Consider the following 14,285-nt stretch of genomic DNA (forward strand, 5'->3'; position numbering starts at 1 on the left):
TTTCCACTCGCGCCATCCCGTCCCACGACTCGTCGCTGTTCCGGGACGGATACCAGTGGCAGTTCGCAGATACTCGTTGTAGACCGTCGGAGAGGGGATCCAGTCAGTGCTGGAGTTAATCGGCTGGAGCGATCGACGCGGATTGTCCGCCCTGTTGTGCGGATTCGACGGAAAAGATCAGGCTCCCTGCAAACAGAATGACGCTCCCGATGATGAACAGGGTACTGACCGGGGAGGCGGAGTCGACAAACACCCAGTACAGCGGGGCGGCAATCGATGGTCCCGCCGCCAGCACCGCGATTTTGGCGACGAGTGGCCCACAACAGCCACATGTACACGACCCCACGATCGCAGCGCTTCCCGCAGTGCCCTCCGTCAGCCCGGCACGTTCTTCGACTCGCCAGTGGCGGGCGATGAGCGCCGCATTCAATCCGATTAGCGTGCTCAGCATTCCGACAACGATGAGTTGCGCGGGCGATATCGCTACGAATAGGGGGATATGCGGGAGATAGACCTCGAGGACGGGCCACGTCACGAGCTGGTAAATCGTCGGAATGACGACGACCACCCGCTCGTGGGGGAGACCTTCTTCCGGGAAGAACGAGAGGTAGCCGGTGACAGAGAAGAAGAACAGCGCCATAACGATCCCTACACTGATACCGAAGCGCCGAACAACCGTATCTTGCAAAATCCTGCGTAGAACGCTTCCAGCGTCCGTCCAGACGACGTAGCCGACGAGGACTGGCGTTCCCAAGACGATCGCATAGCCGAGTGGGTGCGAGTCGCTGGCTGGCCCGGGGATGAGGTAGGGGTACGTGATCCACAACCCCATGAGGATGCCGAGGAAGGTATACCGTGGCCGGGTCGGCCAGCGAAGCCAACCGACGACCATACTCACCAGCATGATCAGGAACCCAGTTGTGACCGATATGAGGGGATACCACGATCGCGGAAACGGCATCGAACGCGCCGTGTACGTGGGATCCGGTGACAGCCCCTCGAAAAGGACGGCACCGAGGGCAGTCACAGCGATGCCGACGAAGATGCCATAGAGGGCGACCGTCGGCGAGATGCGGTTCGTTCGTTTGAGCACGCTGGCTCCGCCGAGCAGACCGATGCCCACGATGGCGAGAAGGACACCATGCCCCTGAGAGAGACCACCAGTCGCCGTCGATCCATGGGCGGATACTGTAGGAACCTGTGTAAGTCCGATAAGAACGCAGAGCAGAACGGAGAACGGTCGACGAGAGCCACGAAGCGGAGACCGTTCCGGAGCCATTATCGAATCTTGGCCGACGAACCACTTCTACCTGACTGATTCAGTCGAACTTGGAGCGGGTCGTGGATCCACATTGGAGGTGCCTCAACTGAGACCAATGTCTGGCTGCAGTTCGTGTGCAATCCATCGTTTGATGAGTTCGTTCACGTTGTAGAACAGAATCCCGAGCGAGAGGAGTGTCGTGACGAGATAGACGATCAGTCCCGGTGGACCACCAACAGAGGTCCCGAGGACACCGCCTGTCAGACCGACGACCGTGACTTCGATCCAGGTCACGAGAATCCGTGACACCAACTGTGGCTCAGTATCGGACCGTGACGACGTCATTGCTCCCACCCGCTCCCTCGCACAGTTCGGGCCCACCCTCCTCCGGAAATGGGTGCGAGATTCGATGAGACGGTGGTTATGGAATCGGATTTTCGGGGTATCAATAGGTCTCACCCGCTTCAACAGGCCCACTGAATGCTGAGTAGAGTACGACGAAATACCCGAGAACGATCGGGATGAGCACGCTCGCCATGATCGACATGAGATTGAGGGGGAGCGTGGAGACGATCGCGTCCTGAACAGTGAGGCCTGCTGCTCGGTTGATGTACGGGAACATGAGCGTGGCCAGGAGACCGACGAGTGCGAACACGAGCGCGGCTGCAGTCCCGAACGCCACGTAGTATCGACGCCGACGGAAGGCGACGATATAGGCGACTGTGAGGACGCCAGTCGCGATTACGAGCACACCGACGAGCGGTGACTGGAACGACGCGCGTAGGCCCGGGGCGGTCGCGTATGCGGTCCCCAGCGTGAGCACGGCGAGTCCCAGATAGCTCAGCGCGGCACGTACTCCATACGTACTGGCCTCTGCACGGAGGCTTCCGCGAGTCTTCAGGCCGAGAAACGCAGCTCCGTCGACGACGGTGAGCGCGACGACTGCGAGGCCACCGAGGATACCCGTGGCCGTAATGAGGCCGGGCGCTCCGAGCAGCCAGTTCATCACGAACAGTCCCAGCAGGAACGGTGTCATCGCGCTTCCGATGACGAACGCGGAACCCCAGAATCGCCGCCACTGGGTATCCTCACGTTCTTCGTACATCTCGGGGGCAAGTCCTCGAAGCCCAAGCGCGGCGAGAATCGCGAACATCAGCAGATAGTATCGGCTGAAGAGATTCGCATACACGGCCGGGAAGGCTGCGAACAGGGCCCCGCCGAAGACGACGAGCCAGACTTCGTTGCCGTCCCAGAACGGCCCGACGGCCGCGAGTAGTTGCTCCTTCTCGTGGTCGTCGTCGCGAGTCGCGAAGAGAATCCCGACGCCGAAGTCGAAGCCGTCCAGGAAGAGGAACATCCCGAAGATGAAGAACAAGAGGACAAACCAGAGCTCTGCCAGCGGTAAGCCAAACAGCGGCTCGGCGGCAAGCGCGTCGATGTCAGTCACTCGTGGTCACCTCCGACGGGGGCGATTCCGAGCGGTCGCTTAGTTCGAGGTCGTCACGTGCCGGCGGGCCGGCTCGAATGATGCGAGCGACGACGTAGGTGTATAGGCCGAGCAGCAGCGCATACCCGGTGGCGAAGCCGAGGAGGGTGAAGGTCGCCTCCGTTGCTGTCAGCCCTGGAGAGACGCCTGCTGCGGTCTTCATGACGCCTTGGATAACCCACGGTTGGCGGCCGACCTCCGTGACGATCCAGCCGACCTCGACGGCGACGAAGCCGAGGAGTGAGGATGCCATCAGCGCTTTGTGGAGCAGATCGTCGTCGAACAGTTCGCCCCGCCACCAGCGATACGCGCCCCACCCTGCGAGCAGGATAAACCAGAATCCAAGGGCGACCATGATGCGGAACGCCCAGAAGACGATCGCGACTGGTGGTGCCCGTGTGTCGAATGACTCAAGTCCCCGTATCGTCGCCTGTGCGTTCCCGCCGCTCGCGAGCCACGAGGCACCACCCGGAATTCCGATTCCGAATAGATCCTTGGTTCGGGGGTTCAGAAGGTCGTTGACGTCCGTCGGGAAGGCGACGATGTACTCGGGAACGTACGATTCGGTCTCCCAGACGGCTTCCATCGCGGCGAACTTCTGGGGTTGGGTCTCGGCAACGTGGCGCGCGTAGGCGTCGCCCTGTAGGACTTGAAGTGGCGCTGTGATGAGAAGTGCGACGAGCGCGATCTTGAGCGTCTTCTCCCAGAAGCCGATGTGTTGGATCGGGTAGCCCCAGACGTGGTGGCGGAAGACGTAGTAGGCGGCGACACCCGCCATGAAGAGGGCGACCGATTCCACCGCAGCGTTCTGCATGTGGATGAACATATAGGGGAATCGCGGGTTGAGATACGCCGCGAAGGGGTCGGTGAGTTTCACGACGCGGTGGCCGTTCTCGACAACGATCTCGAACCCGCGAGGCGTCTGCATCCAGGAGTTCGCGATCAAGATCCAAACGGCCGAGAGCCACGTTCCGAGGCCGACGGCGATACTCGAGAGAAAGTAGAGGCGGTCCGAAACGCGATCCCGGCCGAAGACAAAGATACCGAGGAAGGTCGCTTCCAGCATGAACGCCATCATCCCTTCGAGAGCGAGCGGGCCGCCGAACAGCTCCCCGGCCGTCCGCGAGAACGCAGCGAAGTTGGTTCCAAACTCGAACTCAAGGACGAGGCCGGTCACTGTACCGACGACGAAACTCACGGCGAAAATTTTGGTCCAGAACCGGCGCAATTGCTCGTAAATCGGTTGTTCGGAGCAGATCTCTTTCCACGTGAAGTAGATGAGGAAGGGGGCGAGTCCCATGCTCATCACCGGGAAGATGATGTGAACGATCGTGGTGAGCGCGAACTGGAGGCGGCTCGCGATGACCGGGTCAACCATCCACATCACCGCCGTGGCGCCATCGAATCGAGTACGTAGAGGGTCTTGCGGTGAAGGAGTGCGGGGATTGGTCGTCAGTTCGCTCTCGCCCTGCAGGCGGTCCCACGAGACCGGAAGGTACAGAGACGAATGGCTTAGCCATCGGTTGAATTTCGAGCGCAGGGACAGTCAATCGATGGCGGAATCCCGAGGGGTGGGAATCCGCCAAAGTAGCCTATCTACGCCGGTCCGATGTCCATGTATGGAGCGTCGACAGATCCTGAAGGCGGCCGGAATGGCTGCAACCACCGGTCTCACCGGGCTAGCTGGCTGTAGCAGTTCGACCCCCGACGCAAGCGGGGAGACGGATTCACCGACGAACGGGGGAACGAACACCGTTCTGATGGTCACAGAGGGAAGCGACTATTACTTCGATCCGATCGGGCTCCTCGTCGAATCCGGCGAATCGGTCACATTCGAGATCGACAGCGGAAGCCACTCTGTGACGGCGTACAAGAAGGGGACCGGACAAGCGTCAGTTACACGCATCCCAGGCGAGGCTGAAACCTTCGACAGTGGCATTCTCAGTGAACAGGGCGCAACGTTTGAACATACCTTCGAGACCGCAGGAACAAACGACTACTTCTGGACCCCGCACAAGGGTCTCGGCATGATCGGCCGCATCGTCGTCGGTGAACCCGGCGGCCCAGCTGAAGGGAGTATGCCGCCGGACGGAGAGATCCCCGAGAGCCAGACAATCGTTGACCAGGGAGCGGTGTCGTACAGCGACTTCTCTGGGTGACGACACCACACCATACACTGGCTGAAACTTTGCGAGTAGACGTGGCTACATTCTTGAGCTAGCATACTTCATTTGGTCCTGGTAAATCATATTAGCGGATTCCCAAAGCTTGGGATTCCGCCGCATACTCTTCGACTCCCAACCCCCACCATTGCTAGAGAGACCCATTCAGAGTGAGCGAACGTCGGTACTGAACCCCAGTATTCATGACTAAAACACAACTCGATATCGAATACGGCCGCACAGATGACGGGCAGACAGTCACCGAATCTCAGTCCCTCTCATCGTGTCCGGAGTGCGACGGGCAGATTGTGCATGACGATGAACACGGAGAAACGACCTGCGAAGAGTGCGGCCTAGTCCTCGACGAGGATTCCATCGACCATGGGCCGGAGTGGCGGGCGTTCTATACCGATGAAAAAGACGAGAAAAGCCGCGTCGGCGCGCCGACCACCCAGCTCATGCACGATAAGGGGCTCAGTACGACGATTAGCTGGCAAGATAAGGATGCGTCCGGCCAATCGGTATCCGGGCGGAAGCGAGCTCGCCTCCAGCGCCTTCGCACGTGGGACGAACGGTTCCGAACGAAAGACGCCCACGAGCGGAATCTCAAACAGGCACTCGGCGAGATCAGTCGGATGGCATCTGCTCTCGATGTCCCGAACCCAGTTCGAGAGACGGCAGGAGCGATTTATCGACGGGCAGTCGAGGAAGATCTCCTACCTGGCCGGTCCATCGAAGGCATGGCAACAGCCGCACTGTACGCTGCAGCCAGACAACACGGGACGCCGCGACAGCTGGCTGAATTCGCTGAAGTCAGTCGTGTCGCAGAGATCCGGATTCAGCGCGCCTATCGATACGTCTCCAGGGAACTCGGACTAGGGATTGAACCAGCGGATCCACTAGAATACGTCCCCCAGTTCGCGTCAGCACTCGATGTAAGCGACGAGGCCGTCCGCCAAGCGCGCGATCTCCTTACCACGGCAAAGGCAGCGGGCGCACATAGTGGAAAAAGTCCTGCCGGTCTCGCCGCAGCCGCACTCTACGCGGCGACGCACCTCACGAACGAACAACTGACACAGGAGACGGTGAGTAACGCGGCCCACGTGAGCCGGGTCACGATTCGGAATCGCTACCAGGAACTGCTGGAGATCTACGCAGAGAGCGGGGGCTATGCGTGATGACCAAGCACGCAGAATCGCGTCACAAGAAGGGAGCGACCGCTGGCCGAGCTACGGATGTGATGAGTGAGCTTGGTCGCGAACTCGACCGGGAAGTCCTTGCCATACTCGGCGCGGAGTCGCCGCTCCATGTCATGGATATCGCCCGCACTGCAGATCGCCATCCAATCACGGTCGACCAAACGTGTGCCCGACTCCATGAGCAGGGCCATATCCATCCTGTCGGTCGAGGCCTCTACGAGATTACTGACGACGGAAAACGGCGGATTGGAGACGGCTCCGAGTCGTAATCTCTGTGGGATGACAGCGTTCACAGGCTGGTTCCACTCTCCGCCTGGTAAATCGTAATCGGATAGCCTATCCCGAGTACCTGCCAAATTCAAACAATGGTGCGTGATTCAGCGTCATCTGAGGATTCGCCATCGCTGCAGGCTGTCCTTGATGCGCTGGACGACGCCGACTGTCGGGCCATTCTCCGTGAAACAGCTAAACCTATGACCGCAACCGAACTCATCGACACCTGCGACATCCCAAAATCAACGTTGTACCGAAAGCTCGAACTCCTCAGCCAAGCCTCACTCGTCCACGAACAGGATACAATCAACCCCGGCGGGGGTCGAACCACGAAATACGAACGTGACTTCGACGACGTGACGATCTCCATGGACGAGGACGACGACTTCTCGGTAACGGTCGAGCGACCGCCACGGAACGCCGACGAACGGCTTGCGGACATCTGGTCGAAGATGGGGGACGAACTATGATCTGGGTAGAAACAGCCATCGTCGTCGTCAAGACGGTGATTCTCCTCATCGGCAGCGGGATCACGTATATCGCCTTCAGAGCCTATCGGAACACGGGAACGCCATCGCTTCGCGTACTCGGCATCGGGTTCGGTGTCATCACGTTCGGCGTGCTGCTCGCAGGCATCGCCCATCAAATTCTCTCGGTCTCATTGGAGATGGGTATCCTAATCAACAGCATCCTCGTGGCAATTGGCCTGGCGATCGTTTTATACTCGCTCTATCTCGAACGTGGATGAGACCGTGTGGAGCGAATGATACGACAGTACTATTCATTGGAATTAGGCGCATCATCACGTCTCTAGGGAGATTCGGGGATCAATATCGCTGGAAGAGAGGGTGTTATAGAACACTTCCCAAGGTGTTTGTTTCGGCAGCTGAGTGAGCGAACCAGCCGTTAATTCGGCATACATACTAAGCGGATCAAATTTACAAGAATTGGTCTGCTTCGATCCAAGAGTAAATTTCGACATAGTGAAACAGGCGACTGGACGTGATTCAGAGAACGTATTCACGTTCACTGCCTTGAGTCGGGTAGAAACCCCAATGGAGGTCGCACTACTCGGTCCAGAAGGGACGTATACCCACCAAGCAGCGGATGAATATTTCTCCGACTCCGACTATACACCAACTTTCCATTCGACGATCACAGACGTCTTTGACTCAGACATCGAGATCGCGATCATCGCCTTCGAGAACTCCCTCGGCGGCGGCGTCGAGGGGATGATCGACCTACTATGGGAGCAAGACGTGACAGTCACCGGAGAGCAGATCCTTGAGATCGATCACTGTCTGCTCTCTCGAGAGAACAACCTCGAGGCGATCGAACGAGTTCGATCCCATCCACAGGCGCTCACCCAGTGTGGATCGCTCATTCGAGAACACGGCTGGGAGACTGTCGAAGCACCCTCGACTGCGAAAGCGGCTAGCGAAATCGGGGCAAACGAGGCCGCGCTCGCATCGGCGCTTGCTGGAACGGTTTACGGTCTGAACGCCCTCGAGGAAGGCGTTCAGGATACGACATCGAACGCCACTCGGTTCCTGATCCTGAACGGGCCAATGACCGAAGAGCGTGACAAGACGTCGCTCATACTGGACCCAAGTGAAGATCGTCCAGGCCTCCTCCACAGCATTCTCGGCTGTTTCAGTGGGCATGAAATCAACCTCTCGTACATTCAGTCCCGGCCAACGAAACGCGAACTCGGCGACTATTACTTCTATATCGAGGCCGAGATCGATCGAGAGACCGAGGCGTTCGCGAAGGCTCGTCAGTGCCTAGAGACGTACGGTACGCTGGATGTCTTGGGTTCGTATCTACGTGTGAACCATCCATAGCGGAGTTGGACACGCGTTTCGGATCTTACCCTCTGCTAAGCTCCAGCCAGCTTAACCGATGAGTCAGTCTGTGTGTCCCCTATACTGAACGAATCTGTCCCACTGATATAGAATGTGAGACCTGTTACGTGAGGTCCCCTGAATCCTCGTCTTATCTGCTAATTGTCTATTCGCGCCAGCAAGAGAGTGGCGCGCGTTGGTGACCGTACCGACGGGCGTTGGAGTGGTTCAGATGCATATGGTCATCTATGCGTTCGTAGAGGCATCGACAGAAAACGAAGCATCGGCTACAGGGAAAACGGTATTCGATCGGTTAGTCGGCACGCCTTTCGGAGCTGAATGATCGGCGGCTGGTTCGCCTCCGGGTCGAGTGATTCCTCGTACGCGGGTGCGCCGGTCGTGTAGCCGCCGAACGCATCCTCAGCTCGATCGAGCGCGTCGAGAACCACCGACGAGTCCTCAGGCATTACCCAACACCTCCTCCTTGAGATCCCGGAGCACCTCGCTCTCCTCGAGCGTGATAGCGTCGGTGAAAATGTCCTCCAGGCGGTCGGCATAGCCGTGGGCGGACTCGACTGTTTCGACCATCACTTGGAACTCGTATCGCTCCCCGTCGAACCGTTTCTGGCCGAGTTCCGTCGCGATCTCGTTGGCCCGATGCTGCTCGCCGCGTGAATCCGCCACCAATACCCACAGATCAATATCGCTCTGCCTGTCCGCCTGTCCTCGGGCGACGCTCCCGAAGACGAGGACGCCTCGGACGTCGTCCAGCTCACTGCGGAGCTGGTCGAGTGCCGTTCGGACGGGGTCATGAAACTCAGTCTGCGGAATACGGAGGACGGGATCGTCCGGCTTGCTCACTTGAGTTCGATTGATCCCGACGGGGCGGCGGTTACCTTCGGACTCTGCAGTGACGAGGCCGTTGTCCTCCAGGACGTCCACGGCACTTTTGATGGAATACGTCGAGTGTTCGGTGAGCCGACTCAGCTCCCGTATCGTGAACGTCTCGTACGGGTTGTCGAGGAGCAGTCGGAGGATATCGTTCGTGGCCTTGTGTCGAAACAGCTCCGGATTCGGTGCTGGGACTGGAAGCCGGATAGCTGCTGCCTGATTTGATCCTGTGGCTCTGTCGTCCGAGCGGTCCTGTTTTCCCATACCTAACACGTTTGCTCTAACAATACAGTATTTAAAGTATCTTGCGGTGGACCGCCGGGCAATTCAGCCCGAACAGGACGGCGCGTGAGGAAACCGCCCAGAGCTGTTTTTTGCGCCCTTCACGGGTGCAGGGCGCGCGAGATGCGTCGGCCGATGACGAGTGTACTGAATTCGAGGTGATATTGAATGAAAGAGCCAGCGTGCCGGACCGTGTTCGCCGGCGTCGACGGTCGCACAGATACACAGCTTCCTGAGTGGTACAGTCAGAAGAATGGGATCGACAACCCTGTCTCGTTCGCGGAGGCGATTCGTGAGCTTCCCCGAGCAGTCGAGACGACGGTCGCCTACCAGAATCCCTACACGGACGAATGGGTCGAAACCGAGCGGTTCAACGCAGTCGTTGAGCCGTCGCGGCTCCACGAGCATGCGATGGGCGACGCCGAGACAGATCCACTCTTCCACGTGCCCAGTGATTCCTACACGATCCTCAACCCAGTCGACGTCTACGGGCCGCTGGAGGAGATCCTCCGTGAGGAAACGGTCGACGAGACGCCGCTCGGTGATGTGATGTTCGGCGAGATTCGCCAGTACCGCGCCGGTGGCGAGGTCCATATGGACGTGATGTTCGACGGTCTCGATGTCCGCCTCCCTGGCCGCAGCGACCCAATCACGATGGGCGTCACATCGGGCTACGACTTCTTCGGCGGTCACGCCGTCTACGTCGAGGGCTTCGCCCAAGACGGCTACTGCTCGAACACGATGCGTTCGCTCACGGATAAGGAGGTGATCAAGCACGTCGGTGACGTCAAGGACTTCCGGACGTGGTGGGAGAACATCCTCGCCCAGGTTGAACTCGTCGCGGACGACCTCTTCGAGTTCATCCGGGACGCCCAGGAGATCGAGATCGATTTCACTGTGATGCCGTTCACCGTCGACGAGTTCTACGAGCTGCTGGGCTTCCCGTCGTACCTCGCCGAACGAGCGGCCGGTGACGCAGAAGCGAACGCGGCGACGCCGTTCGAGATCGACATGTGGACGCTCCACTCCGGCGCCACGTACGCGCTGACACACTTCTTCAAAGGGAAGGAGGGAGCGTCGCTCGATCAGTACGTCCGCATCGCGAACGATATCCTGTTCAATCCAGAGGGCACGGTCGAGCGCGTCGAACAGGGCTACGAGCACCAGCTCGAGACGGATGGTGACGCCGAGGAGACGCAGGCTGCGCTCGCCGGCGAGCACGGGCTCGCCCAGATCGAGCGTGTCAGCGAGTCCCTCCAGGCGAAAGCCGAGCAGTTCGATTCGCGTGAGGATGCACTTCGTGAGCGGTTCCAGCAGGCGATAAGCTAAGACGCGGACAGAGACGCGTTTTTTCGTGCCGCCGAGAGGCGGAGGCGCATCTGAATGGCTGAGCCAGCGAACCCACCCGACGAGACCACTGAGTTCCCGCCCGAGAAGCGACTTGAAGCCACCAATACCCGACTGATCGACGCAGGAATCATGACGATTCCCGATATGGAGACGCTTCGCGAATGTGTCGCCTACGAGAATACCCACCAGAATCGGACCCTGATCCTCAAGCGACTCGCCCGAAAGGCGACGGAACTACGCGACGAGCAGCAGTCTTCGACAGTAGATACCGAGCGAGGGTGATTTTGTAGCGCCCGGGAGGGGCGCGGGCACGACCGAAGGTGCCCCCAGAGGTGACCAGAATGGAAGATACAGACCAGACGACAGCGTACCGGCTGACGATCACCATCGACGGCGTCAATCTACCCGTTGATGAGGAAATGCGCCATGCACTCCTCGACGATCTTCGCGTAGCTGTCCGAGACCGATTCGTGGAGCGCCACGGAGTCGAGGTCGACCGGGACGATATCACGGTCGGAACGGGCTATCGCTATGCACAGGTCCCGGCAGAATGCCCACTCTGCAGCGAGCGTCTCGATCTCCTGAGTGTCCATCTGAACAATGAGAACGGCGCGTACGCGAGTGCGATGTGTTCCGATGAGGACTGCGAATGGAGCGGCGACGCCGTCTATCGAATCGTCGACCTCGAGGGTAGCGAGAGCAATGCCGTCGAGAGCAGCGTCCTGACCGGCGATATCACGCCGAATTATTCTCCCTACTGATGAATTCGATGGAAGACACGCCCACGTTCACGCGTATCGAGCCGGTCTGCCTCCGTGACGACTGCGACGCCCACCTCGGCATCGGAAAACCCGTCTATGCTGGTGAGCAGACCGATATCGCCTACGCCGACATCTGGTGCTCGAATGAGGAGTGTTCATTTACTGCCTGTGCGCAGTTTGCGCTCGTCGATCTTCTCCACGAGGACGCAGACCCACAGGCGAGTCTCGTCCACGCAGGACAGATCGAGCCACGCGAGGCACGATACCAACGATGAGTCGCTCTTGTGTAGAGCTGCGGAACGACCGTGTAGTTACGGTGAGCGAGCCGAAAACTTGAGGTTATGCCTCAGACTCAGCCCGCGTTCGGTGGGATGCTTCGCCAGCTCGTTGATCTTGGATTGTTCGAGTTGGACACCGAGCCGCTCGATGCCGGCATCGAGCGGCGACTCAAGGAGTTCTGGGAGTATACCACGTGTCCTCGCTGCGGCCATCCCAGCATCCACACGTGGGAATCGTCCGACCGCGTTATCTGCCGAAACTGCGATTTCAAGCCGGTCTACACCTACGGGACGCCATTCCACGAGAAGCACCTCTCCTGTGGTGAGGTGCTTCTCGCGTACCTCCTCTATGCGGATACGTTGCTCAGTATCTCTCAGATTGCGGTTGTCCTCGACAGGGCGTACAAGACTGTCTACTACACGATTCGAGAGGTGGAAGCCGCGGTCACGCGCGGCTTCCCCCTCGTCTGGGAGCAGTTCCAACACGCGATCTCTGGGCCAACGCAAGTCGACGAGTCGAGCACGGTGTGTTCAGGCTACAAAGGCCAAGACCCGCCGCGGAACAGCCGTTACCGCGGCGGGTCATCCCGATCTGGGCGGTCACGATGGAAGGGACGTCACGGCGATCAAATCACGCTCGTCGCGGCCTGCCGCGACGTGCTGCGAGTGATTCGCGGTCATCTTGGAATCGACTTTGAGACGGACTTAGCGCCGGTCATGCAGGAGGCTGAAGACCTCTCCCAACCGCTGGGAGAGGTCTGGACCGACGGTCTCCAAGCGTACCGGCGAATGGAGTACGACCATCGAATCGTTGTCCACGACGAACGGTACGTTTCCGCCGACGGCGTCCACATCAACCAGGTTGAGTGTCTCTTCTCGCTCGTGAAGCCATGGCTGCGAAAGTTCCGCGGCCTGTCCAAGCAAGGCTTGGAGCAGGCCGCTCACACCTTCGGACTCATTCGCTCGTTGAACCTCGTCGGCGCATCCCTCGAAATCGTCGTCGATTGCCTTGCTACAGGGTCACTCCTGAGTTCTACATAAGAGCGACACGACGGTGACCCATGTCCAATTCCCCACCAACGCCGCCTCAAGACGTCCCAGACGATATAGCTGAGAAACTTACCGACCAATCTCCAGACGTGCTGCGAGACATTGCGCGATACGCTGACGAACTTGCCGAGCATCGCGAGCGTGAGACGCAACTCGCAGAGCAGCACGAGCAGGATGAAGACGTCGAAGCGGAAGCCGACGATCGCCCGGATGATGTCCCCTCAAAGGCAACGATTACGGTGAAAGAGATCAACGACCACCGCTACTACTACTGGCAATGGAGAGAGGGTGAGACGATTAAGTCGAAGTACAAAGGGCCGGTTGACTCAGATAGTTAGTCGGCAAAGTTGTTTGGGAGCGGAGTTGGAGCTGGTTCTTGAGTGCCACACTACTCGTAGTCGTCTGGGAGTACATCATCGACATTGTCGACCGGGGCGTAATAGCCGCGTTCAGTGGTCCATGTGTGCAACCACTCGTTAGCGAGGGTAAGCGAAAGGTCACCTCTCACAACACCCCGAACGAGTAATCCGATTGAGCCAGTTACGTCGACGCTTTTGTCTTTCGCCACCCGACGACCAGCAGCATCGTCAGTTACGAGCGTCCATCCATTCTCCCACGCCAAGAGAAAGGCTTCAAACTCACCACGGTCGAGGCGATCTCTTTCAGACTCGAATCGGTCTGCCAATGCCGAATCGATAGCAACAATCTGGAACTTACCAGCATCAAGTGCCGTCTGTGCTGGTTCGAGAAATGCGTGTCCTGTGTCTATGCCTTGGGCGATTTCATCTCGCACTGCAGGAACAGTATATATTTGGTCAAATTCTGTAGTCAGCCAGTCGATTGAGTCAGAGCTCGCGAAATTGCTGAGCACAGTCGCATCAAAAACAAGGGCTACCGAGTCTTCCTCACTCATTCAAGATTCAAGGCTGTCGTGACCTCGTCGTCGAGTTCGTCCTGAGAGCGAGGACCGTACCGACGATCTACCCCGGCATTCTTCAAGATAGACTCCATCTCCCAGCGAGAGACACCGGCGTCCTCGGCAGCTTTTCCAAGGGAAATCTCCCCGAGGATAAACAACCCAATAGCCTCTGCGAGGTCGTTGTTACCCCCTCCGCCGGAATCAGCTCGGGTTCCCATAGTTACCTGAAATTGAGTGCTACTGCCTCTTGAATCTACCCGACACTCAAAGAGATACCTCCAAACGATGGAACAAGAAGAGGCTATTAAGACATCAAAGATATCTTAGCCATCTATGCTGTCTTAGAAGATCTCGTGGTGGAATTTTGAGATTTCAATAAGAGAGACACCAACGGAGTGGACGCTTCTCATGGTTACTGAAATGAGCTGAGAGTCCTCTATTGTCGTATACAAGGCAGAATTTCGAGTTAAGCTTTGTCGCGATACTAAGTTTACTTTCAACGATTTCTAAGACATCTAAGACAGCATAA

20 protein-coding genes and 1 pseudogene are annotated in these 14,285 nt (G+C 58.4%); 13 read left to right on the forward strand and 8 right to left on the reverse strand.

Annotation, left to right across the window (positions count from 1 at the left end; genetic code table 11):
• Positions 1 to 115 precede the first annotated feature (115 nt).
• From EOHIBHHM_RS23645 to EOHIBHHM_RS23660, 4 genes are all read right to left on the reverse strand, one after another.
• A complete protein-coding gene (locus EOHIBHHM_RS23645) occupies positions 116 to 1,123 on the reverse strand; it encodes a hypothetical protein (protein WP_497258429.1) in 1,008 nt (335 codons plus the stop codon).
• A gap of 240 nt (positions 1,124 to 1,363) precedes the next feature.
• Positions 1,364 to 1,555: a hypothetical protein gene (locus tag EOHIBHHM_RS23650; RefSeq protein WP_497258431.1), complete on the reverse strand. Its 192-nt coding sequence runs from the start codon at positions 1,553 to 1,555 to the stop codon at positions 1,364 to 1,366.
• Positions 1,556 to 1,706: 151 nt separating this feature from the next.
• Positions 1,707 to 2,708, reverse strand: a complete 1,002-nt coding sequence (gene cydB / locus EOHIBHHM_RS23655; RefSeq protein WP_497258433.1) for a cytochrome d ubiquinol oxidase subunit II — start codon at positions 2,706 to 2,708, stop codon at positions 1,707 to 1,709.
• Positions 2,701 to 4,125 carry a cytochrome ubiquinol oxidase subunit I gene (locus tag EOHIBHHM_RS23660; RefSeq protein ID WP_497258435.1) on the reverse strand — a complete coding sequence of 475 codons (1,425 nt, stop codon included), beginning with the start codon at positions 4,123 to 4,125 and terminating at the stop codon, positions 2,701 to 2,703. Before EOHIBHHM_RS23660 ends, cydB begins: the two co-directional genes overlap by 8 nt.
• A 241-nt stretch (positions 4,126 to 4,366) precedes the next feature.
• Between EOHIBHHM_RS23660 and EOHIBHHM_RS23665 the strand changes: the two genes are divergently transcribed.
• The 7 genes and pseudogenes from EOHIBHHM_RS23665 to EOHIBHHM_RS23695 all read left to right on the forward strand — a co-directional run.
• Positions 4,367 to 4,906, forward strand: coding sequence for a plastocyanin/azurin family copper-binding protein (locus EOHIBHHM_RS23665; RefSeq protein WP_497258437.1), 540 nt, complete (start codon positions 4,367 to 4,369; stop codon positions 4,904 to 4,906).
• 206 nt (positions 4,907 to 5,112) lie between these two features.
• Positions 5,113 to 6,087, forward strand: a complete 975-nt coding sequence (locus tag EOHIBHHM_RS23670; RefSeq protein WP_497258439.1) for a transcription initiation factor IIB — start codon at positions 5,113 to 5,115, stop codon at positions 6,085 to 6,087.
• Between the two features lie 62 nt (positions 6,088 to 6,149).
• Entirely contained in the window at positions 6,150 to 6,377 is a 228-nt protein-coding gene (locus EOHIBHHM_RS23675; RefSeq protein WP_497258441.1) for a transcriptional regulator, read from the forward strand.
• Between the two features lie 96 nt (positions 6,378 to 6,473).
• Positions 6,474 to 6,851, forward strand: a complete 378-nt coding sequence (locus EOHIBHHM_RS23680; protein WP_497258443.1) for a helix-turn-helix domain-containing protein — start codon at positions 6,474 to 6,476, stop codon at positions 6,849 to 6,851.
• A complete protein-coding gene (locus EOHIBHHM_RS23685; RefSeq protein ID WP_497258445.1) occupies positions 6,848 to 7,129 on the forward strand; it encodes a DUF7521 family protein in 282 nt (93 codons plus the stop codon). Before EOHIBHHM_RS23680 ends, EOHIBHHM_RS23685 begins: the two co-directional genes overlap by 4 nt.
• A 307-nt stretch (positions 7,130 to 7,436) precedes the next feature.
• Positions 7,437 to 8,225 carry a prephenate dehydratase gene (pheA, locus tag EOHIBHHM_RS23690; RefSeq protein ID WP_497258447.1) on the forward strand — a complete coding sequence of 263 codons (789 nt, stop codon included), beginning with the start codon at positions 7,437 to 7,439 and terminating at the stop codon, positions 8,223 to 8,225.
• A gap of 232 nt (positions 8,226 to 8,457) precedes the next feature.
• Positions 8,458 to 8,547 (forward strand): annotated as a pseudogene (locus EOHIBHHM_RS23695) (DUF7995 family protein); the annotation flags it as partial.
• Here EOHIBHHM_RS23695 and EOHIBHHM_RS23700 read toward each other — a convergent pair.
• Positions 8,513 to 8,782, reverse strand: a complete 270-nt coding sequence (locus tag EOHIBHHM_RS23700) for a DUF8154 family protein (protein WP_497258449.1) — start codon at positions 8,780 to 8,782, stop codon at positions 8,513 to 8,515. The pseudogene EOHIBHHM_RS23695 and the gene EOHIBHHM_RS23700 sit on opposite strands and share 35 nt — an antisense overlap.
• A complete protein-coding gene (locus EOHIBHHM_RS23705; protein WP_497258451.1) occupies positions 8,685 to 9,380 on the reverse strand; it encodes a nucleotidyltransferase domain-containing protein in 696 nt (231 codons plus the stop codon). The genes EOHIBHHM_RS23700 and EOHIBHHM_RS23705 overlap by 98 nt, the downstream gene beginning before the upstream one ends.
• A 186-nt stretch (positions 9,381 to 9,566) precedes the next feature.
• Here EOHIBHHM_RS23705 and EOHIBHHM_RS23710 point away from each other — a divergent pair, with 186 nt between their 5' ends.
• The 6 genes from EOHIBHHM_RS23710 (at position 9,567) to EOHIBHHM_RS23735 (ending at position 13,175) form a co-directional block, all read left to right on the forward strand.
• Positions 9,567 to 10,727 (forward strand): hypothetical protein, encoded by a 1,161-nt coding sequence (locus tag EOHIBHHM_RS23710; protein ID WP_497258453.1) that lies wholly within the window; start codon positions 9,567 to 9,569, stop codon positions 10,725 to 10,727.
• A 54-nt stretch (positions 10,728 to 10,781) separates the two neighbouring features.
• On the forward strand, positions 10,782 to 11,030 hold the full coding sequence (locus EOHIBHHM_RS23715; RefSeq protein ID WP_497258455.1) for a DUF8129 domain-containing protein: 249 nt from the start codon (positions 10,782 to 10,784) through the stop codon (positions 11,028 to 11,030).
• 59 nt (positions 11,031 to 11,089) lie between these two features.
• On the forward strand, positions 11,090 to 11,509 hold the full coding sequence (locus EOHIBHHM_RS23720) for a hypothetical protein (RefSeq protein WP_497258457.1): 420 nt from the start codon (positions 11,090 to 11,092) through the stop codon (positions 11,507 to 11,509).
• On the forward strand, positions 11,509 to 11,784 hold the full coding sequence (locus EOHIBHHM_RS23725) for a hypothetical protein (RefSeq protein WP_497258459.1): 276 nt from the start codon (positions 11,509 to 11,511) through the stop codon (positions 11,782 to 11,784). The genes EOHIBHHM_RS23720 and EOHIBHHM_RS23725 overlap by 1 nt, the downstream gene beginning before the upstream one ends.
• Positions 11,785 to 11,850: 66 nt before the next feature.
• On the forward strand, positions 11,851 to 12,828 hold the full coding sequence (locus tag EOHIBHHM_RS23730; protein ID WP_497258461.1) for an IS1595 family transposase: 978 nt from the start codon (positions 11,851 to 11,853) through the stop codon (positions 12,826 to 12,828).
• Between the two features lie 20 nt (positions 12,829 to 12,848).
• Positions 12,849 to 13,175, forward strand: a complete 327-nt coding sequence (locus EOHIBHHM_RS23735; protein ID WP_497258463.1) for a DUF6788 family protein — start codon at positions 12,849 to 12,851, stop codon at positions 13,173 to 13,175.
• A 50-nt stretch (positions 13,176 to 13,225) separates the two neighbouring features.
• Here EOHIBHHM_RS23735 and EOHIBHHM_RS23740 read toward each other — a convergent pair whose 3' ends face one another.
• The gene (locus EOHIBHHM_RS23740) at positions 13,226 to 13,750 is read right to left on the reverse strand and encodes a PIN domain-containing protein (protein ID WP_497258465.1); all 525 of its coding nucleotides are present in this window, start codon (positions 13,748 to 13,750) and stop codon (positions 13,226 to 13,228) included.
• The gene (locus tag EOHIBHHM_RS23745; RefSeq protein ID WP_497258467.1) at positions 13,747 to 13,974 is read right to left on the reverse strand and encodes a UPF0175 family protein; all 228 of its coding nucleotides are present in this window, start codon (positions 13,972 to 13,974) and stop codon (positions 13,747 to 13,749) included. The genes EOHIBHHM_RS23740 and EOHIBHHM_RS23745 overlap by 4 nt, the downstream gene beginning before the upstream one ends.
• Between the last annotated feature and the right edge of the window lie 311 nt (positions 13,975 to 14,285).

Source organism: Halogranum roseipondis, from assembly GCF_059695585.1.